This window comes from Microbacterium pratiae, from assembly GCF_047302165.1.
Taxonomy (GTDB): Bacteria; Actinomycetota; Actinomycetes; order Actinomycetales; family Microbacteriaceae; genus Microbacterium.
Genome location: NZ_CP154843.1, coordinates 97,551 through 117,548, shown reverse-complemented (window position 1 = coordinate 117,548; position 19,998 = coordinate 97,551). Strand labels below are relative to the sequence as shown.

At 65.7% G+C, this 19,998-nt stretch carries 17 protein-coding genes; 8 read left to right on the top strand and 9 right to left on the bottom strand.

All coding sequences use genetic code 11. The annotated features are described in order from the left end of the window. Window positions 1-17: 17 nt before the first annotated feature. The 3 genes from AA0Y20_RS00495 (at window position 18) to AA0Y20_RS00485 (ending at window position 1,652) form a co-directional block, all read left to right on the top strand. A complete protein-coding gene (locus tag AA0Y20_RS00495) occupies window positions 18-191 on the top strand; it encodes a hypothetical protein (RefSeq protein WP_413331819.1) in 174 nt (57 codons plus the stop codon). Window positions 192-592: 401 nt separating this feature from the next. Next, window positions 593-778, top strand: coding sequence for an alternative tryptophan synthase beta-subunit (locus AA0Y20_RS00490; RefSeq protein WP_412936542.1), 186 nt, complete (start codon window positions 593-595; stop codon window positions 776-778). Window positions 779-866: 88 nt separating this feature from the next. After that, the gene (locus tag AA0Y20_RS00485; protein WP_412936540.1) at window positions 867-1,652 is read left to right on the top strand and encodes a hypothetical protein; all 786 of its coding nucleotides are present in this window, start codon (window positions 867-869) and stop codon (window positions 1,650-1,652) included. A 562-nt stretch (window positions 1,653-2,214) separates the two neighbouring features. Here AA0Y20_RS00485 and AA0Y20_RS00480 read toward each other — a convergent pair. The 3 genes from AA0Y20_RS00480 to AA0Y20_RS00470 form a co-directional block, all read right to left on the bottom strand. Further along, a complete protein-coding gene (locus tag AA0Y20_RS00480) occupies window positions 2,215-3,609 on the bottom strand; it encodes an O-antigen ligase family protein (RefSeq protein WP_412936538.1) in 1,395 nt (464 codons plus the stop codon). Continuing rightward, window positions 3,602-5,119 carry a lipopolysaccharide biosynthesis protein gene (locus tag AA0Y20_RS00475; protein ID WP_412936537.1) on the bottom strand — a complete coding sequence of 506 codons (1,518 nt, stop codon included), beginning with the start codon at window positions 5,117-5,119 and terminating at the stop codon, window positions 3,602-3,604. The genes AA0Y20_RS00480 and AA0Y20_RS00475 overlap by 8 nt, the downstream gene beginning before the upstream one ends. Before the next feature lie 124 nt (window positions 5,120-5,243). Beyond that, window positions 5,244-6,083, bottom strand: coding sequence for a glycosyltransferase (locus AA0Y20_RS00470; RefSeq protein ID WP_412936535.1), 840 nt, complete (start codon window positions 6,081-6,083; stop codon window positions 5,244-5,246). A 341-nt stretch (window positions 6,084-6,424) separates the two neighbouring features. Here AA0Y20_RS00470 and AA0Y20_RS00465 point away from each other — a divergent pair, with 341 nt between their 5' ends. From AA0Y20_RS00465 to AA0Y20_RS00455, 3 genes are all read left to right on the top strand, one after another. Continuing rightward, window positions 6,425-7,021 (top strand): polysaccharide pyruvyl transferase family protein, encoded by a 597-nt coding sequence (locus tag AA0Y20_RS00465; protein ID WP_412939674.1) that lies wholly within the window; start codon window positions 6,425-6,427, stop codon window positions 7,019-7,021. Window positions 7,022-7,576: 555 nt separating this feature from the next. Continuing rightward, the gene (locus AA0Y20_RS00460) at window positions 7,577-8,107 is read left to right on the top strand and encodes a glycosyltransferase (protein ID WP_412936533.1); all 531 of its coding nucleotides are present in this window, start codon (window positions 7,577-7,579) and stop codon (window positions 8,105-8,107) included. Then, window positions 8,107-9,096, top strand: coding sequence for a glycosyltransferase (locus AA0Y20_RS00455; protein ID WP_412936531.1), 990 nt, complete (start codon window positions 8,107-8,109; stop codon window positions 9,094-9,096). Before AA0Y20_RS00460 ends, AA0Y20_RS00455 begins: the two co-directional genes overlap by 1 nt. A gap of 24 nt (window positions 9,097-9,120) precedes the next feature. On the opposite strand, the gene murB is transcribed toward AA0Y20_RS00455, so the two are convergent. The 6 genes from murB to AA0Y20_RS00425 all read right to left on the bottom strand — a co-directional run bounded on the left by murB (window position 9,121) and on the right by AA0Y20_RS00425 (window position 16,970). After that, window positions 9,121-10,101, bottom strand: a complete 981-nt coding sequence (gene murB, locus AA0Y20_RS00450; RefSeq protein ID WP_412936529.1) for a UDP-N-acetylmuramate dehydrogenase — start codon at window positions 10,099-10,101, stop codon at window positions 9,121-9,123. Further along, complete coding sequence (locus tag AA0Y20_RS00445) at window positions 10,091-11,440, bottom strand: UDP-N-acetylglucosamine 1-carboxyvinyltransferase (protein WP_412936527.1); 1,350 nt, start codon at window positions 11,438-11,440, stop codon at window positions 10,091-10,093. The genes murB and AA0Y20_RS00445 overlap by 11 nt, the downstream gene beginning before the upstream one ends. A 9-nt stretch (window positions 11,441-11,449) precedes the next feature. Then, window positions 11,450-12,013: a glycosyltransferase gene (locus AA0Y20_RS00440; protein WP_412936526.1), complete on the bottom strand. Its 564-nt coding sequence runs from the start codon at window positions 12,011-12,013 to the stop codon at window positions 11,450-11,452. A 460-nt stretch (window positions 12,014-12,473) separates the two neighbouring features. Then, window positions 12,474-14,036: a sugar transferase gene (locus tag AA0Y20_RS00435; protein WP_412936524.1), complete on the bottom strand. Its 1,563-nt coding sequence runs from the start codon at window positions 14,034-14,036 to the stop codon at window positions 12,474-12,476. A gap of 254 nt (window positions 14,037-14,290) precedes the next feature. Then, on the bottom strand, window positions 14,291-15,532 hold the full coding sequence (locus AA0Y20_RS00430; RefSeq protein WP_412936522.1) for a hypothetical protein: 1,242 nt from the start codon (window positions 15,530-15,532) through the stop codon (window positions 14,291-14,293). Then, window positions 15,525-16,970 carry a PQQ-binding-like beta-propeller repeat protein gene (locus AA0Y20_RS00425; RefSeq protein WP_412936520.1) on the bottom strand — a complete coding sequence of 482 codons (1,446 nt, stop codon included), beginning with the start codon at window positions 16,968-16,970 and terminating at the stop codon, window positions 15,525-15,527. The genes AA0Y20_RS00430 and AA0Y20_RS00425 overlap by 8 nt, the downstream gene beginning before the upstream one ends. A 154-nt stretch (window positions 16,971-17,124) precedes the next feature. Between AA0Y20_RS00425 and AA0Y20_RS00420 the strand changes: the two genes are divergently transcribed. Beyond that, complete coding sequence (locus AA0Y20_RS00420; protein ID WP_412936519.1) at window positions 17,125-18,126, top strand: hypothetical protein; 1,002 nt, start codon at window positions 17,125-17,127, stop codon at window positions 18,124-18,126. Between the two features lie 54 nt (window positions 18,127-18,180). Next, entirely contained in the window at window positions 18,181-19,887 is a 1,707-nt protein-coding gene (locus AA0Y20_RS00415) for a LuxR C-terminal-related transcriptional regulator (RefSeq protein WP_412936517.1), read from the top strand. Window positions 19,888-19,998 lie beyond the last annotated feature (111 nt).

Genomic DNA, 19,998 nt, shown 5'->3' with positions numbered 1-19,998 from the left:
CCGGGATGCGGCGCCGGATGATCGCCGCTGCCGGGAGTGCCTGGCATCTGCTGGCCGACATCGCGGCGCGTGCCGCGGAGCTGTCGGGGCGGTGTGCCGACCGGGTCAAGGTGGCCCGTCTCGTCGTGCTGGGTCACCCGGCCATGCTCGTGCCCGATGGTGATGACCGGCTCCGTGACGTCGCGGAGTAGATCGGCCACGATACCGCTCGCCTCCTCGCCCGCATCCGATGCCGCGCTGTTAGGGGCGATCACCAGGGACTCGCGCACGCGACGCGTTCCCCGAGGCGAGCCGGCCGAGCACGGGGTCGTCGCCGAATGGGCTCGCCGTTGGGTGCCTGCGCAGCGACGCCGATAAGACGAACGAGCTGAATGCCATATGGCATCGCGCGCGCACGAGCCTCAGCACCAGCGCAACCTGGCTCGTATCCGTTACGGGTCGTAACCCTGCGTTCGCTCAGGCCCGGTGCGCGCGAAACGTTACGGGCGTATCTTTCGTCGTGTCGGGTGCTGCGTGCCGACACGCGTCGATCGGGGATCGGCGTGACCCGAGTGCCTCGTGGGTGGGGCGGTCCGATGGACAGGGAGAAGCCATGCGCAAGTATCGAGTGACACACCTGTACGACGCGGCGGCGGGATGGCGTCGGGTGCATCCGTTCGTGTTGACAGCAGAGATCCGCGACGAGCTGGTGCGAGAGGGATGCACGATGGTGCGAGCCCGCTCCGGATTGACCATGCACCGCAAGCTCTCGCTCATCCGGGTGCGCGACCTGCACTGAGGCGAGCGCGGTCGCTAGAGTGGCGCCGCGGGTGCGGCCGGCCACGTCAGTGGGCACGGCGTCCTCGCTCGAGCCGAACGGTGACCGGATGGACCTGCTGCGACGTGAGCGACCCCGCGCGACGAGACGCGCGTTCGCAGCCATCGTGGCGTCCGTCTCTCTCGCGCTCGTCATGGCCGGGTGTTCGCAGCCGCGAGTCGACCCTCAGGAGTACGACCCGTACACGGTGGCGCAGCGTGCGGATGCCGCGGCGGCCGCCGACCAGGTGCTCGCGCGCGCGGCTGAGGGGACGGTGCTCGCCACGCAGGTAACGGATGTGTGCTCGCCCGGTCAGAAGAACTGGTGGGTGCAGGACCTGAGCGCGTGGACCTGCACGCGTTCGTCGCGATGGGTCGTGGCGGCTGGGAGCGATGACCCGGGCCAGGCGATCGCGGATTACCGGGCGCATCTGACCGAAGCGGGCTGCACGGTCGACGAGGCGACCTTCGGGATGGTCGAACGCTACTGGGCGGACTACGGAGTCGCCGGCCAGAACGCGAACGGCGACCCGTACACGGTCGACGACCTGCCTTCGGCGTCAGCGTCGTGCGACTCCGAGCAGCTCGGCATCGCATTCCGGACGCCGGGCGACGTCGAGACCTCGGCTCCCTCGCCCGCATCTCAGCGAGTGGTGGAGTACAGCGCGCTCGACCTCGATGCGGTCAACCGCTCGGGAGCCCCGCTGGTCGTCGTGATCGGTACCAGCCGCAGCTACCACTCCGTCTCGTGGGACGGCAGCATCAGCGGCAAGGACGAGGATGCCGAGGAGTCGGACCTCCCGCCAGGCTGGTGCGCCTGCTACAGCGGCAGCAAATGTGACTGCCCGGGTGGTTAGCTGTGCCGGGGGTGCCGCCCCATTTTGGCCCGGCCTACGTCCTCAAGGTGCGAAGCGGCACATGCGTGCGGCGTCCGAAGCCTGCGAGTTGGATCATCGCACGATCGAGATACGTTCGGTTGGGCGCACCAACAATCGAGCTCGCTGGGCTGTCCTCTAGCTCTATAGGGACTGCGCCGTGCCACGGTATCGGTGCCCACACCGCACTGAAGCCGCGCTTCGCCAAGGACTCGGAAGCAACCTGAGTGCCCGGGCGAGTCATACCGTCTGGGCGGTCTCGTTGCTGATCCGGCGTATGAAATTACACCCCGCGGAGCGGAGCGTCCGTACCCGCATCACAGCTGGCGCGTCGGAATTCCGCGCACATCAATGTGACCCCGGATACACCGATGACAGTCGTCGCAGCTAAGTGGGTCGATATCAGGACGGAGCGGGCTGCGCATCTGCGCAGAGGGTATGAGGAACATGGACCCTGGGAGGAGGTCCGGGGCCGGCCATGTCTGTGGTCAGGGAAGGAGACAGTCGCCGTCGATCCACAAGACGTCGTCGCGTACCGACTGCTTCAGCGCCGATGCTGGTTTCGCGGCGCCGATCGTAGATACGAAGCGGCCGCCAGGCCGAAGAGTATCCACAAGGGCAAGGGTAGTCCCCTGTTGGTGAAGATCGGAACGGTAAATGCTGCAACAACCGCCCCGGCTGTGCACACGATCAATGGCCATGCGACAAAGGATGAACTACCCTGGTTCGCGGCCTTGGCAAGGATGACAATGACGGCGAGAATGAGCAGAAGTAGCCCGACAAGGCCGATTACACCATATGACATAGCAAAACCCAGCCACTGGGATTCAGCGGAACGCCATGCGAGGAGAGGTGGATAGAGCCTTTGCGTCTCTAGACTGCCAGATGCCGCTCCGTAAACTCCATTCCCCCACCCGGTTAGTGGCCGCAGCTGGATCATCGGAATGGTCTCTTCGGTCCAGATCCTGACGCGATAACTCAGCGTATTGGGTACCCATTCGGGCAGCCAATCGGTGGATCGCTTCATATCACCGAACTGTTGCTCCACGCGGCTGTTGATCAATGTGCCGAAGACGACGGCCGCGCCGAGAGAGATACCGCTCGCGATCGCGACGAATTTGACCCGCAACCCGGCCCGCCGTGCGCTCAGAGCTAAGATCGCCGCCGCGACCAAAACCACTGAGAATGTCAATGTCGCGATGACCGAGATGAAGGCGCAGATGAGCAGGATGCCTGCTAGGGCTCTGTATCGCCGGATCGAGGGAGCTGCGCCTCCCTTCTGCTGATCGGTTCGATGGGTTGCGATGAGTATCGCGGTTGCTGCGACCACAATTAGGAGAATATAGGCTCCGAAGCCGGTCCAGTGGCCGACCAGCCCTGTTGCTCGGGTCAGTCGGCCATCATCCAGCCTCGAACTCGCCCCCTCGCTAGGAGCGAGAGCGAGGAGGAGCGTGGTGACGCCGGATACGCCGAGGACCTGTGCGGCGGAAAAAAAGGCTAGCGGGATCGCGGGAAGCGAGAAATTGCTGAGAAAGATCAATGTTGTGGACCGTGATCCGCCGATTGATCGTGCAGCCAGATAGCCGACAAAAAGAAACGCATAGCTCAGGACGGCGCCGAGGTCATATTCATACCTGAGGTCTTCGCTATTGATTGCCTCAATCACCGCGAGGGTGACGATGAATGCTGGCACGATAAAGTCAAACGTGTTCGGCCGGAATCGCAACGCCTGGCGGGGATCCACGCCGATCTGCGAGATGAGGAGTGCGGTGAGTACAAGCAGATGCCAAAGACGCAGCGGTCCTACGCCCGCGGACACCCCGGTGGCGCATGCGGCAATCCCCAGAAGGAGGCCCACGCTTCCGACCTGAGCCCGCGTAAGCGTCTTCTCGGTGCGCTGCAGGTCTCGAACAGGCGCGCGGTCGAGCGTTTTAGTCATCGTATGTCTCATCTGTCGGCGGGACCCCACCTGTCGGCGAGTCGTCGGCCCGGCGCCGTTTCGTCCTCGATCCTCTCAGTAGATGGCGCAGTGCGCCGAGATCGCCGCGGAATGCCGGCCAGCTCAGCAGCGCAGCGCCCGTCACGGCGAGGAACGCGATCGGGCTGAGCAATGTGCCCCACGGGCCCGCGATCATGAGGCTGGCTGCCGAAGCGGCGCTCGCTGCTACGCCGTAGACCCCGAACGGACGAAGCCCGTTTGCCAGCATCGCCCACCCGGGTGCGCCTAGATGGCGTGTGATCCACCACAGGCCGATTGGCCACACGATGGCCGTACCTATGGTGAAGCCGATCGCGACGCCGGTGACCCCCCACACCGACCCCAGGAGCACCGCGACGATGACGATTGGTCTGACGGTCACGGCCCACAAGAGCTGCGACTTCGTTGCACCACGCGCTAAGAAGACCCAATATGTGGCGCTCCCTGCCGCTTGGAAGCAGCCACCAATGGCCAGGATCTGGAACAGGGGGACCGATTCTTCCCAACCGGGGCCGAGCAACAACGGGATCGCGAACGGAGCGATGGCTGCCGCGAGCGCGAAGCCAGCTACAACGGGCTGAAGCAATATCGACTGCGCGGCCAGCACGTACCGATCGAAGCGTTCTCGCTCGTCTTGAAGTTTTGAAAGGACCGGCAGGGCCACCCGCGTCGCGGGGGCATTGATCTGATTTAGGGGAACAAGCAGCAGCTGGAACGCCCGGTTGTAAAATCCAAGGTCGGTCGGGCCGAGCCGAGCACCTATGATGATGCTGTCGACGTTGCGACTGGCATAGGTGATCATCTGCGCGGCCACTAGGTAGCCGCCGAAGCTCAAGAATTGCTTCATTCCATGTCCGCGGCGGAAACGCCCGGGTAGCCACCGTCCGACCCATATGAGGAGTAGAAGCGATACGGTCGCAGCGACCACCTGCTGGAGCACGAGAGCCCAGTAGGATCCGGTGGCTGTAGCCATAACTATCGCCACGGCGAGTCCAGAGATCTGGGCGACTATCTCGCTGACGGACAACCAACCGAACCGCAGCTGCCGCATAAGGGATGCGCGGTACTGTGTCGAGAGTCCGTTCGCCACGAAGGTCAGGGCCAACGCCTGGGTGATAGTGATCAGTCGGTCATCGCCGTAGAAGAACGCGATCGGCCAAGAAGCCGCGAAGGTGACGAGCGCGAGTGTTATTCCGATCCCTCCGTTGAGCCAGAAAAGATTCGTGCGCTGCTGCGTGCTCAACGTGGGGGCTTGCACCGCCGCCTGGGTAAGGCCGAAGTCGCGGAACAGCTCGCCAACGCCCACGATCGCCACGGCCATCGCGAGGAGACCGAAATCAGATGCCCCCAGGATCCTGGAAAGGATAACAACCGACGCTGCTTGGATGAGAACACGCACGAGCTGAGCGATCATCGAGACCTTCGCGCCGCTTGCTGCCGCGCCGCTAAGGGTGCGACGCGCCCCGGTCATGCCTTCCTCCTGCTCGTGGTCAACGAGATCCGGATTGCGCCTTCCGGTCGGGGAGCGTCAAATTGCCGATCGCCACACCGCGCCAACCGCTCTGCCAAATTTGCGATGTGAGTACCGCCCCGGGTCACCATCCTGGTGATCCGGGAGCGCGTCCGGTGAGTGCCGAGACCGCCGCGCGGTACTTGCCACTGCGGTTGAGTCGCGCTCGATAGCCGTCCGCAGAGATCGCCACCTTGCGGCTGAAAGTCGGCGGCGCGGGCAGGCGGTCCCAGTCGATCGCGAACCGATCCGAGCGGTCGTGGGCTAGAGGCCATCCGACCTGAGTCTTCACAGTATTGGCTGAATGAATCGACCTCATCCAAGTAGCTGGGCGAACAACGTTCCTCACGGTTTCGGTCTTGTGCACGTTCTGATGCTGGATCGAGTAGACGCCTCGGAACCCCTCGGGGTGGCCGGGCTGTTCAATCAGCGACATGAAGGGGTTGGACCTCCAATACCCGCGGAAGAGCCCTCCATCGCACACTCGGAGCCCCCACGGGAAGTTGATGTAGAGGCGATCCTGGCCCGCGTACAGGCTCTGCACGGCCTCTACGAAGTCTCGCGAGAGTGCATCGTCGTTATCGACTCGCGTCGTGATGAGAGGAAGGTCGGTGGTGTAACCCCGGTCGCGCAACACGGTGCCCATCGTCGCATTCGTGATGCTCTCGACCCAGACCGGCTCGAAGACCCCGGACCGTTCGGACATGCGTCGTTTGAACCACGCAGGGCTCTGCGCGTCGCAGAAGACCAACCAGCTGAATCCCTGCTCGGTCTGACTACGAAGAGACGGGAGCGAGAAGGTCTCGAACTCCGCAAGTCGCCGCTCAAGCCATTCGTCGGTGAGGCGACGCTCGGGTGGGCCGTACTTCGGCGAAGTGAGGATGTTGAACTTCGTCAAGACAAGGTGTGTGAAGTCTTTGGCCATGCCTACCGCCGAGGTGGTGTTGGAAGAGGACGACGTGCGTGCCGAGCCTAACGCGTGTTTGTTACGAGCGCGCGTCGAGTGCCCAGTGGGGACATGCGGCTGAGCTAGTCTCGTGTCAAACCTGTCGAGCTGCGACCGAACCGGGGGAATGCGTGGCGGTAGCCGTGGTCCACTTCAACCCTTCAAGGCGCCGGCCCGGTGTGCTCGGACGAGCGCTCCCCAAGCGTCCGCTCAACAACTTCGGTGACCTGATAGGCCCCTTACTGGTCGACAAGATCATCAGCGAACGTGGATTGACGCAGCCGGGCGCGTCTCGTCGTCTCGTCGCAGTGGGATCGATCATGCGGCTCACTCTCCCCGGGGACACGGTCTGGGGATCGGGTGTCAACGGGAAGACCATGAGCGTAGGCGCGGCGCCTGATCTGGACGTGCGTGCGGTCCGTGGGCCCTTGACTAGGGATGTGCTCTCTGACGCAGGGGTCTCTGTGCCAGAGGTGTATGGTGATCCGGCTCTGCTGTGGCCCCGCTACTGGCCGCGCGAACACTATCTGCGGTCTCTTGGGTTGGCCGCGGCTGACCGTGCGATGGTGGTCGTGCCGAACCACAACGATCGTCAGTTGTTCGCCGGTGCGGCCTCAATCAGCCCGCTGGGTGAGCCGCACGCCGTGATCGCTCAGATCGCTCGGAGTTCGTTCGTCTGCGGCTCATCCCTTCATGGCATCGTCCTCGCAGAGGCGTTTGGCATTCCTGCACGCCTAATACGCTCCGCGACGGAACCGCCCTTCAAGTATGCCGACTACTACGCTGGCACTGGCCGGTCATCTTACCGGGCCGCTTCTAGCGTCGAGGAGGCATGTGAGTTGGGAGGTGAGCCAGCACCAGATTTCGACGCGAGCTCGCTCATCGCAGCGTTCCCGGAAGACATCTACGGTGACTGATCGCCCTGGCCTCCCGGCGCTCAGTCCAGACCCACCGTCGCGCCGCTGGGCGCGGAGAGAGGCAAAATCGACGTGAAACGCGAGCCCGGCCCGATCCGAATCCTTGAGTCCGTCGCAGCCCCGGGGCCGATCGTCAAGTATGTCGACTCTTTCGTGCGGGAGGCGCCGCCGGGATTCAAGTACGTGTTCTTCTCTTGGAGGCGAGCGCTCGTCGGTAGTTATGACGTGTTTCACGTTCATTGGCCCGAGTTCCTGGTGCGCGACAGTTCTCTCCCTCGTCGAATGGTGAAGAGCCTTTTGTTCGTGCTTTTGGTCGTGCGCTTGCGATTCGGTCGAATACCAGTCGTGCGGACCGTGCACAATGCCGCGCCGCATCATGAGGGTACGGCTGCAGAGGAAAAGCTGCTGGGCCTCCTCGATGCTCGAGTCCATCATTATGTGACGCTGAGTAGTTGCACTCCCGTACGGCCTGGTGTGGCTACTACCGTAATACCCCACGGTGATTTCGTTGAAGCCTTTCGGAACTTTCCGCGATCGAGGTCAGTACCCGGGAGGGTGCTGTTGCTCGGTCGGATCGAGCCGTACAAGGGCGTCTTTGACCTGATAGATGCCGCTCGGTCGGTTCGCGCCCCGGGCGCCGAGGTCAGGATCGTCGGCGCGGCACGTCCCGAGATGCGTGACCGGATAGCGAGCATGGTGGACGCACGCACTGACGGTGGGGCACGAGTCACCTATGATCTACGCGCCGTATCTGATGAAGAGATGGTTCGGGAGATTACGGAGGCGGAAGTCGTCGCGCTGCCTTACCGCGACGCGGGGAACGGCAACTCCGGCGTCGCTCTGGTGGCTCTGTCGCTGAACCGTCCGGTCCTCGTCTACCGCTCCTGCATCATGGAGGAACTAGCGGATGGGGTCGGTCGAGAATGGGTCCACATGATGGACCGACCCATTGCCGGGGAATGCATCGATGACGTGCTGTCCGGCGGCGGGCATCACATGGGGGAGCAACCCAATATGACCGGGCGCAACTGGAGTGCGATTGCTTCAGCCTATGCAAATGTCTTCCGAAAGGTGCTTCGTCGCTAATGCCTCGGGTCTCTGTTGTGACTGGCTTCTATAATCGATCAGCGCTCCTCAAACGCACGATCGACTCGATTCTGGCGCAGACTTTTGAGGATTTCGAGCTGCTCGTCTTCGACGATGCTTCGAGTGACGACTCTGCTGTGCGGTTGAAGCAACTCTCTGACCAGTACGGGGATGCACGCTTTCGGTTCGTTGTCGCAGACGTCAACAGGGGTTTCGTGACAGGCCTGAGAGAGGCTATTTCGCAAACGAGCGGAGATTATATCGCTATCCAGGGCTCGGGTGACGAATCCTTGCCGCACCGGTTGGAGCGGCAGGTTGCCCTTCTTGATGAGCGGCCCGAGGTTGGGGTCGTCGGTGGATGGTATTTCAACGTCCAAGAAGGATTGGGCACGCAACGTCTCCGCACTCCAGACGCCGACAACCTTGACTACGAGGGTTTGATGAGAGAGAACCTCTTCTCGCACGGGGAGGTCATGATCCGTCGCGAGGTTTACGAACGTGCCGGGGGATACCGGCCGGAGTTCCGGTATGCCCAAGACATTGACCTATGGTTGAGAATCAGTCGCTTCTCTAAATTTGCGACGGTGCCGGAGCCTATCTATCGGAGATACGTTCAATTCGATGGGGTTTCGTACGTCCCGAAGAAGATCGTGGAGCAGAGCTGCTACTCAGTGGCTGCGCGCCAGCTGACACGGATGACCGAACCTGAGGTCGCGCACGCCCTGGCCCAGCTGGCGGTTGACGGGCCGAGCGCGATCGTGCCACCCGAGAATTCTCTCGTGCAGAAAAAGGTTATGAAGGCGGTGCTTCGGTTGGCCGTGTTCGGCTCACCAGCAGCCGCGCTAGATCTTGCCAAGTCGAGCGTCACCAACCGCGTGTATCGGGGGCTGCTGGTGTCGGCTGTGAATGCTTACGCGTCAAAACCACTTACTTCAATTGCGCCGCTAGTGAGGCGCGCGCTCGGGATGGCCGACGGGCGCACTCGCTGAAGCACGTTCGGGACCGCTCGAAAATCACGCTAAGGCGTCCCGTGCGCCGGCAGCTTCATGCGCAGGTACTAGCTTCCCATCTCGTGATACGAAACGCACTTCGCACTTTAGATCGAACCCTGTACGTCTGTGAACAGTCTCCCGCACGTGGGCGATGACGGCCAGCACGTCGTCGGACCGGGCCCCACCTCTATTAACAACGAAGTTGGCATGTTGCGTTGAGACCTGAGCCCCACCCACGGTGTAGCCTTTCAGACCGGCATCTTCGATGGCCCGACCGGGAGGGCCCACACTCGCATACATCGCGGGGTCCGAGAGGAAGGTTGATCCACAGTTGGGAAGGTCTTCTGGAAATCTGGATCGCCGCGACTCCACCACGGCGTCCATCTCAGCGTGAACATCGATGGGGTTGGCTGCATCCAAATTCAGTTCGACTTCTACAACTACGGCACTCATTGATTGCAGTGTCGAGGAACGGTACGCGAACGCGCAGTCTTCTTGCGTGAGATTATAGTCGGAACCGTCGAGTCCGATGCAGCGGACTCGACGCACGACTGTCCCGACGCCCTTGCGCTGGCTTCCACCGTTCATCACCGTCAACCCACCTAGCGTGCCGGGGATACCGACCGTGTGTTCCAGACCGCTGAGGCCCATGTCTGCCGTAGTTCGCGCGAGTCGGGGTATGCCAATTCCGGCTTCCGCGACTACGACGTTTCCATCGCGACGCACCGCAGCGAGCGCTCGTGAAGCGCGGACTATGACCCCGTCGAATCCACGGCTGTCAAAGAGCACGTTCGACATGTCTCCAACCACCAGGACGGGTTCTGGACGATCGGCTAGCAACCCGACGACATCGGTGAGTTCTGTAATGGATCTTGGCTCGACGATCGCCTCCGCGAGTCCGCCAACTCGCCAGCGGGAGATTCGCGATAGGTCGACGTGGAAGTACGTGGACAGTTCGTGTTGCTGTCGTAGTAGTTCCGTGATGGTGGCGTCAGCGGCCATCTGTGACCAAGAGATCTCGGAGCGAACCCGCCGCGGGAGCCTCATCGAATAGGGAGATCCTAGATCCCAGGCTTGTCAGCTTGCCAGCGAGGTCGTTGTACCCCCGCAATGCCATCTGGACGTTCGTGATCACGGAACGCCCGTCTGAGCACAGAGCGGCGAGCACAACGGCCATCGATCCTCGGAGGTCGGTTGAATCGGCTAGACCGGGTCGGAATCGCGCCGGGCCGTGTGTCGTGATTTTTCCCCGTTCCGCCTCCAGATGCGGTCCGTCCACCAGTTTCGCTAGCTCCGACACAAACGCAATGCGCTCAGGGTAGCGATAGTCGTAGATTCGGGACGTTCCCGCCCCGACGAGGCCTACCAGAACATAGAACGCCTGCATGTCGGAAATAACACCTGGATGCGCGCCACATGCGAGTTCGAACGGCTGAACGGAACCCGATGTCAGGCAGTCGGGAGTCACGTGAACGGCGGTCGAGTTCCTGAACAGGTCGACTCCAGCCTGCTCCAGGTGGATGAGTGGCACCTCCATCGATCCGAAGGGGACGCCCTCGATCGTCAGATTGCCTCCCGACAGGATTGCGTACACGATCCAAGTGAGAGCCTCGATGCGGTCTGGCATCACTGCCATGTGCGCGCCACTCAACGTCGCAGCGTGCCCGTTGACGACGATGTGGCTTGTTCCGTGCACTGTGACGTCCGCGCCCATCCGGCGCAGAAGCGCGATGAGGTCGTGCACCTCGGGAGTGATGTAAGCGTTGAAGATCTGAGTCTGACCCCTCGCGACGCTCGCGCACAGGAGCGCGTTTTCCGTTCCGCCGACCGTGGTGATGGGGAAGTTGATCGTGCCGCCTCGTAAGCCGCGGGGAGCGATGATCTCTATGTGATCTTCCCGCTGCGTTACCGCGGCGCCAAGTTGCTCCCACACCATGATGTGTAGGTCGTACCCGCGTGCGCCGGCACTACCGCCACCGATCGGGCAGCCACCGGGGTACGGGATGCGCGCGATCCCAGTTCGGACGAGCTGCGATGCGGCGAGAAGGTACGTGGTTCGGATAGGGACATCGAACTCGTCTCGACTCAGAACTGGGGACGTTAACGACGACGCCGAAACCGTAACCGTCTCTGCCTCGTCGTCGATGGTGATCTCGGCCCCGGTGCGCCGGCTAAAGCCGATCTTGTGCCCCACATCGACGAGCCGAGTGGGGAAGTTGCTCAGCTGAACGTTCTCATCGGTTAGCAGCGCAGCTGCCAACAACCTTGTTGCTGCGTTCTTTGCCCCGCTCACGCGGACCGTACCCGCGGGAGGAACAGCGCCATCGATGACTGCATACATTTCGACCCCTTATCTAGCTGACTGAGCAGGCGGCGGCGTGCGCTCGAGGTTCTCGTGCCGAGCGGCGAAGACAAGGTCTCCGTGCACCAAGTCCGGTGCCTCGGCTACCACCGCGATCCCAAGATCACCGAGTAAGGCGGCGATTTGTGATTGGTGATCGTCTACGTGCTCGCCCCGGGCCCGTCGACGAGGGACGACAACAGGGTGGATGCCCCACTCCAGGAGGTTGAGGATGGTCCCAACGCCAGAGTGAGTAACGACGACATCAGCCTCCGTTGCGTATCGGCGAAACTCGTCGTCGGAAGTCAGGGTGCGCACGGTACCCGGCAGATCGCTTCTTGTCGTCTCGCCCAGCTGCCACACGGTGCTCTCGTTCGCGAGGCCGGTGGCCAAGACAGCATCCACGAGAGAATCGAATCGGTAGGGTTTGATCGTCCCGAGGGTGACAAACAGGCGGGGACCGGACGAAGAGTCTACTGGCCGCGGTCGAGCAGCGAACTGCGATAGGACGCTCGGGTGCTGAATCCATCGGCGCCTGGCCCATGATGCATGCTGCGTTCGGAGCGACACCATGCGCGACGCGTGCAACAGCCGCCCGGTCAGTGACGGGCCATGGACGCGTGAGACGCTTTCGATGTAGCAGGCGGGAACGCCGTGGATCCGCGCAGCCGGCAGGACTCCGAGTGCGATCGCTGCCCCCGTGCTCACAGCAATATCGAAATCCTCATCTCGGAGTGATCGCGATGCGATTCGAGCGCTCCGGGCCGTTCCAATCGCGTCACGTGGCCGGATGTACGGAACGTGAGCGACACGTTTGCCTGCTAGGAGTGATCGACTCTGCGGGCTATCGAATGTCACCCACAGCGAGTCGTCGGATAGATTCCACGCCTGCGCGAGTCGGGAAAGTTGGGCGAGATGGCCGCCGGTCGAAGCCGCCAGCAGGACCTTTCGGGGTGCCCCGCGAAGATCCTCAAGGTCCTCGACCCTGGGGGGATCAACCTTATTAGATCTCATTCCGGAGCTCTCTTTCGGGTCAATGTGCGGTCTCCCCGGGCGAAAGCGCGGCTCGGGCGGTGCGGGCGACGATGACAACGTCGCTCACGAGCGACCAGTTCTCAACGTACGACAGGTCGAGGCGAACGGATTCTTCCCACGACAGGCTGGATCGTCCGCTGACCTGCCAAAGGCCGGTGATGCCGGGCTTCACCAGGAACCGGCGGTGCACGTGGTCGGCGTACTTGGCGACCTCGGAGGGCAGCGGCGGGCGGGGCCCGACGAGCGACATCGATCCGCCGAGGACGTTGAACAACTGCGGCAGCTCGTCGAGGCTGAACTTCCGCATGATGCGTCCGACGGGAGTTACGCGGGGATCGTTCTTCATCTTGAAGAGCACCTCGTTGCCCGAGTCGCGTTGCTGTTTGGCAAGAGCCTCGAGCAGGTCTTCAGCGTTCACGACCATCGTGCGGAACTTCAGCATCGTGAACTCGCGCCCGCGCAGGCCCACGCGCGTCTGGCGGAAGAACACCGGGCCCTGGCTAGACAGCCGAACGCTCAGCGCGAGGAAGAGCAGCACGGGGCTGAGGATCACGACGCCGATCGCGCTCGCGACGATGTCGACCGTGCGCTTGAGGAAGAGCTGCCCCCTGCTGAAGCGCGGCGTCTCGACGTGCATGAGCGGAACGCCCGCGACGGGGCGCGTCTGCACGCGCGGACCCGCGACATCGACGATGCTCGGCGCGAGCACCAGGTGCTGGCGGCCGGCCTCGAGTCCCCACGAGATCTGCTTCACCTTGTCGGGCGGCAGCTCGTCGGTGCTCGTGACGGCGACCGTGTCGGCATCCGTGGCGGCTAGGGCCTGGGCCACGGCATCCACGCTCCCCATGATCGGGATGTTCGTCCCTTCCACGGTGCCGGCGACGCGACCCGACGGAACGCACGCTCCGACGACGCGGTAGCCCGACCCGGGTGTGCGCCGCAGCTCGCGAGCGAGGTGAGTGACGGACGCCTCAGACCCCACCAGAAGCACGCGCGCGGAGTACTCGCCGACGGATCGTTTCGCGACGAGCCATTGGCGCCAGAGCCACCGCGAGAACAGCAGCATCCCCACCCCGACGGGCAGGCTGATGAGGAGGAACCCGCGGGCGACGTCGACCCGCGCGAGGAACGCGAGGATCGCGATGACGCCGAAGAGCGACAGGCTCGATCGTGCGATGCGGGCGTACTCCTCGGCCCCCGCACCGATGATGCGGTGGTCGCGGGTGTCAGCGAGGCTGAGCGTCCACATCCACACGGCGACGAGGCCGCCGGAGAAGAGCCAGTAAGAGATGTCGGTGATGCGCGAGTCCTCGCGGATCGCAACCTGCGCGTTGCCGAAGCCGAACCAGGCGATCTGCGTGCCGTAGACGACCCACACGAGCACCAGCAGGTCGGTCAGCCGCAGCAGCGAGGCATAGCGGCGACGCCAGTCGCGCGGCCCGCGGTGCGCCGTCGGTGCGGATGCCGTGACGGGGCGCTCCGTGCGATCAGCGGGCTCTTCGGCTACGAGGGGACGTGCGGCGGGGGCCGGCGCGGGCACGGTGGGGAAGTCGTACGGCATGCCATCCTCCCTCGCGGTGCGTGATGAGTTGCTGAGGGGAGAGATCGTACGCCGCGTGTGTGTCGTACGTGTGAAGTTGGGATCACCGAGCTAACGGGCGCCTCTCCCATGCCGATGGTAACGGTCTCATAGGTTTTGTTTAAGTAGGCCATCCGGTGGACACGAACTGAAACAAGCCGGTCAGCGTCGCAAAAATCTCTTCGACGTCGGCTGTGCGACTCGTATTTCGTACCAGGGGGCGTCGCCTCACGACCTCAGGCGCCGGCCGCCCCGTCGCGGTACGCCGGTGCGGTGTCGACGTAGGCGTCGCCCTGCTGGTGGTTGAGCAGCCTGACCAGTCGCTCCTGCGAGAGGTCGTGATCGGCCGAGAAGTCCGGGTCGCAGCGTCCGAGCCACAACGCGTGATCGCCGCAATCCCAGCCGACGCCGACGGGGAAGTACCGGAGGAACATGGCGTCCGCCATCGGGCAGGCGCCGTCGGCATCGACGCGGAAGCAGACCCGGTAGTCGGTCGCGCCCGCGACGTCGCCGCCGGTGATGGTCGCCATGGTCGCCTGCGGGTACTCCGCGACGATGGCTGCCGTATCGATGCACGCGTCGTTCGCGGTGCGCGGGCACCACCGCCCGGCGAGGTCGGGGGGAGTGCCGAGCGGATGCTGCGCCGACGAGCCGGCCGCTGGCGCGAGCTGCAGGGTTCCCGACCCGTCCGGCAGATAGCGCCGCTGATAGTCGTCCGACCGAGCGGTGACCTCGAACACGTCGCCCCGGGGAACCGCGGTCTTGTCGGCGTACAGGTCTCCCGACGCACCCGCATAGAGATGCGACTGCTCGCCGTCGGCGGTCTCGAGATCGATGCGCAGCAGCCAGGTGTACGCGTTGCCATCGGGCACCACCGTGCCCATGTTGAGGACGGTGCTGACGTCGCTCCGCACGGTCACGACCTGTGACCGGAAGTGGGGCTGACCATCGGGCGAGGTGAACGCGCCGGAGGCGAGGTCGAGCGTCAGGTCGTGAACCTCCGGCACCTCGTCGCCGCCGCCTTCGCCGCCCATGCCGAAATCGACGAAGACCTCATTGTGGGCGGGGGTGGCCGTGACATCGACGGCCGTGATGCTGAGGATCGTGATCGGCTCGCTTCCGGTCGTCCGCAGCGACCAGGAGTCGAACCGTCGACCGATCGGGACCGCCGCGGCGGGCCGCACCCCCGACACGATCTCGCCGACGATGGTGGCGGACTGCATATCGGCCTCAGCGACGGCGTACAGGCGTTCCGCCGACATGCCGCTCGCGGCCACCTGGATCTGCACCGGCTGGCCGGAAGTGGGCGACGTCGCGAAGATGTCGTCGGTCGCGGCCTTGATGTCGTCGCCGAACACGCCGATCAGCGCACCGACGATGGTGACGAACAATGCGCCGGCGAGTCCGCCGATCGCCAACACCAGACGCTTGCCCGGCTCTTCGGGCAGCCAGCGCGACCGCGGTCTCGTCTCACTCATCACAGGCTCCCGAGGTCTCCGCCGCGAAGACGGCGTCGAGCAGCGCCGCTTCGTCGGCGGCGGCAAGAGGATCTCCGTCCGGACGCAGTGCCAGGAGGCACGAACCGCGGATCGCGGTGACGGTCCCATCGTCGCGGTGGACTGTCGTCGCGGCATCCGTCGGGCTTGTCGCCGCGGCATCCGTCGATGTCGCGAGCTCGAACGCGGTGCGAGCCGATGCGGCAGACGCCACGACGGCCACCCGCACGGACGCGAAGCGTGTACCGCCGGCCTCGTCGACGAGTGTGTAGTCGAGGTCGCCGTCATCGCCGATCGCGACCGCCGTCATGCGCCCGGCGGAACCGGCGTCGACCGCGAAGGTGTCGGGCCAGGAACGGATGTCGTCGGGCGGCGTGCCGGCGGTCTGCCAGCGCCACAGCGTGAGAACCGTCGTGCCGCCGAGCTGACGCGCGAGCAGGTAGTCGTCACCCGTCAGCGGGGTGAGGGCGCCGTCGTGACCGACCGCCGTCGCGAACGTCGTGTCGGGTCCGTCGCCGACGCGGACGACGCTCAGGACGGCGAGGTCCGCGTCGTTCTGCACCCGCAGGTAGCCCGCAGCCGGATGCAGTTCGCCCGACGCCGACACCGCGACCACGTCGTCCTCGAATGTGCGGTGCACAACGGCGGAGCCGGGCGGGACGTAGCCGGCGAGCGTCTGGACGATCGCGCCGTCGTCTCCGACGATCGTCAGGTTCGCCCCGTCGTCGCTCGCCGCGACGAGTCCGTCGATGAAGTCGAACCGCGCCGCGGTCGCCGTCGGCGTGCGCCAAACCTCCCGGAGGGAATCATCCAAACGGATGAGGTGAGACGGTCCGTCATCGCAGAGCTCGAGGACGGCGAGCCACGGGTCTTTGCCCGGAGAGAGCTGGGTCGTGCCGACGGAGCACGAGGGGTGCGGCATCCACGGCTCCGCGGTGCGGACGTTGGCGACGTCGGAGATCGACACCGTGTCGTCTCGGACGGTGGCGACCCGGCCGTCGGAGAACGCGCCGATCACGGAGCCGCCGTTCGCGGTGCGCGTCCACATCGGATTGCCGGTCGACGCGCTGATCGCCGAGACGTGAACGCCCGAGTCGAGTCGCTGCTGCACCGTCACGACATCCCCGCGAACCGTGACGGCAGAGGGCATCGGCGTGAACGGCAGGCTCCATCGGGTGCCGCCGTTGCGCGTGTTGAGCGCCGCCAGCGTCTGCCCCTCGTCCGACGCGACGATGACCACGCCCTCGCCGGATGCCACGACCCGGGTGCTCACGTCGAAGGTGGTCTCCCAGCGCGACGAGAACGCCTCGTCGCCGGCGGCGGGCGTGCATCCTGACGCGAGCAGCGCCGCGACCGCGAGGAGGCCGGCGCCGACCGTCGGGCGCCGTGCGCGGCCGGTGCGTTCCGCGGCTCTGCCCACGCGGTCTCTCCCTTCGTCGGTGCGATCTGCCCGCACCCTACCGAGGGATCGTCCGGCTCGTGAGGGGTCGAGACGCGCGCGAGCCGGGGTAGTTCAGCGTGATCACCGCCCGGCCGGGCTGGGCATGCGGCATCCCGCCTGCGACCATGGCCGGATGGACTCCGACGACGATTCGCCCCAGCTCGGCTCATCGCCGGTCGAGCGTGCTGCGCTCGCCGAGGCGGGGGTCGCCCTCGACGAGCTGCTGTCATCGCTCGGTCTGCAGCTCGACCCCGACGCCGACCTCGCGGGTGTGCCGTCCGCAGGCTGGCGCGTGCTGCGGCAGTGGGACGGTGCGGTGTTCGTCGGTGCGCCCGACCCCGCGCGCGACGGCATGTGGTTCGCGGGACAGGGGTACCCCTCGACCCCGGAGCGCGGGCTGCATCTGCACGACGAACCGCTGCCGCTGCGACCAAGCCCCGCCGAGCGACGCGCGGGGCTGGTGATGCGGTGGCCGAGCATCACGACCGACGATGACACGGCGACCGACTTCGCCGTCGATATCGTCAACACCGGGACGGAGCGCTGGATGCCGAACGGCGACAGCTTCCAGACGATGGGCACCTTCACCCGCGCGATCGACGAGGGCTACGGCTTCGGTTACATGCTCTCGGGCGCGCCCGCTGCGGTGCCTCTCGAACCCGGCGAGTACACGCGGGTCGGGGTGACCCTGTCGGGCGAGGTGTGGCACGACCTCGAGCCGGGCACGGTCTGGCTGCATGCGCACTCGCCCGGGCTCGGGCTGCATCCTGAGCCGCTCCGGATCGACCTCACCCGCGAGCGGGTCGAGCTCGGACGAGCGCGCACGCCGCGACGGGACCCGCGGCGAGGGCGAGCGGCGACGCGCCGCATGCTGACCGAGCGGATCGCGGCAGCACGGACGGCCCGCGCCGCCCGCCCCGCGCTCATGGCGATCGCCGGGGTGGTCGCCGAGGGGCGATCGGATGCCGAGATCATCGAGCGCCTGGCCGAACTGCTCGGGTGCTCCACCGACGACGCATCGCGCATCTATCACTCGCCCCTCCACCAGCTCGGACCCGACGAGCACGGACGGATGGGCGCCGAGATCGCGCAGCACGAAGCGACGCTCGCCGACCTGGAACGCGACATGCGCTGAGGCGGGGAAAGCACGCCGCACCTGGCAGACTGAACGCCGACAGAAGGGCGGCGGATGCCACCACATCCTCTTCTCGACGAGGCCCGCTCCGCCTGGCGTCGCCGAGAGACCGAGCCCGCCGTCCGTGCCGCGCTCGCCGCGCACGACGCCGGCGATCCCGACGGTCTCACCCTGGCGTGCTCGGTCGGGATGCGCGGCTACCGCGTCGACCTGCTCGCCGCCCGCCGTGACGACGTGGCCGCCCTGCCCGACGGGGTGCTGCGCGAAGGCGTCCTCGCGATGCTGCAGATCGGTGCGGGTGACCTCGACAGCGCCGTGGCCCGCATCGTCGCGCTCGCCGAGAGCGGCGCTGCCCCCGAGACCGACGTCGACGATCCCCTCGAAGCCGAGGGGATGCTGCTGCCGATGCTGCTGTCGTACCTCGCGACCGGCTGCGTCGCAGCGGCGGCCTGGGTCAACGCCCGCCGGTGCATCGACGCGGCCCACGCCGTCATGGCCGCGGCATCCGTCATCGACGGTCGGATGCCGGCTCCCGAGCATGTGCCGTTCGACCTGCTCGGCCTCGACGCCATGGTCGAGCAGCACACCGGAGCGGGGGATGCCGCGCGCCGCGCGCTCACCGAGACGCTGGCCCCGCTGCGGATGCGCAACAGCCTGTCGGCGGTCCACGCCCTCGCCCTCGTGAGCCTCGGCAGCGTCGAGCACCTCGAGGGACGGCTCGGAGAAGCGGCGCTGAACCTCGCACGCGGAGCGAGACTCGCACCGACCTGGCGACACGGGGTGCGCCTGCACGCCGAGGTCGAGCTCGCGTTCGTCCGTATCCGTCAGGGGTGGTGGCGCGACGCGGCCGACATCGTGCGCGCGACCGCGCCCCCGGCCGGACTGATCGAGCACGACTGGCTCGAGCCCCAGGCGCTCTCGGTGCACGGGCTACTGCTCGCGCTCCGCGGCGACATGGAGTCCAGCCGGCCCGTGCTCGACCGGGCCGCGCTGCTCTGCCGTGACACCCCGTCGTTCCTCGCGCAGATCGTCATCACGCACGCGCGCATCATGATGGCGATCTCGCGGAGCGACTGGACCGCGCTGCGGCGTGCCCTCGAGGATGCCGCGGAGCCCGGGTACCGGCATCCGTACCGCGTCGAGGAATGGCGGATGCTCAACCTGCTCGCGTCGTGGCACCTCGGCCGCGTCGACGAAGTCAGGCGCGGCGTCGCCGCGTGGACGGCTCAGCCCGGGGCGGACGGCAGCCCCTACGCCTGGGCCTTCGTGTCGATCCTGGCCGAGCACGACGAGCGCTATGCCGAGGCGACGGCCGCCGTCGACCGGGCGCTCGCGTTGCTCACGCTCGACCACGACCCGCTCGGGCGCGCATGGGTGCGCGTCGTCGCCGGCATCCACTACAGCCATTTCGGGGCGCGCGGGCGGCCGGACCCGCGCCGTGCGCTCGCCGTCTACGAAGACGCCAGCGCCGAACTGCAGGAGCTCGGCGCGGTCGGACTCGCACGCCGCTACGACGAGGCCGTCGCCGCGACGACGACGGAGATGCAGCGCCGGTCTCACGGCGCGGACCCCGCGGCGCGGCTGACCGAGCAGCAGCGGAAGGTCGCCGACGCCGTCGGGCAGGGCTACACGAGCGGTGAGATCGCGGGGCTGCTGCACCTGTCGAAGCGGACCGTCGACTACCACGTGGCCAACATCATGCGGCGCCTGGGGGTATCGAGCCGCCGCGAGATCGCCCGTGTGCTCGGCGGGAGGCGCTGAGCTCGGGGCGGTGGGTTCGTGTGTGGGTGGGTTTAGGGCGCGGATGCAAGGGATCCTGGGCGACGCGCCGGGGGAGCGGCATCCGGTTCGGGGTGTCGGGTCGGATGCCTT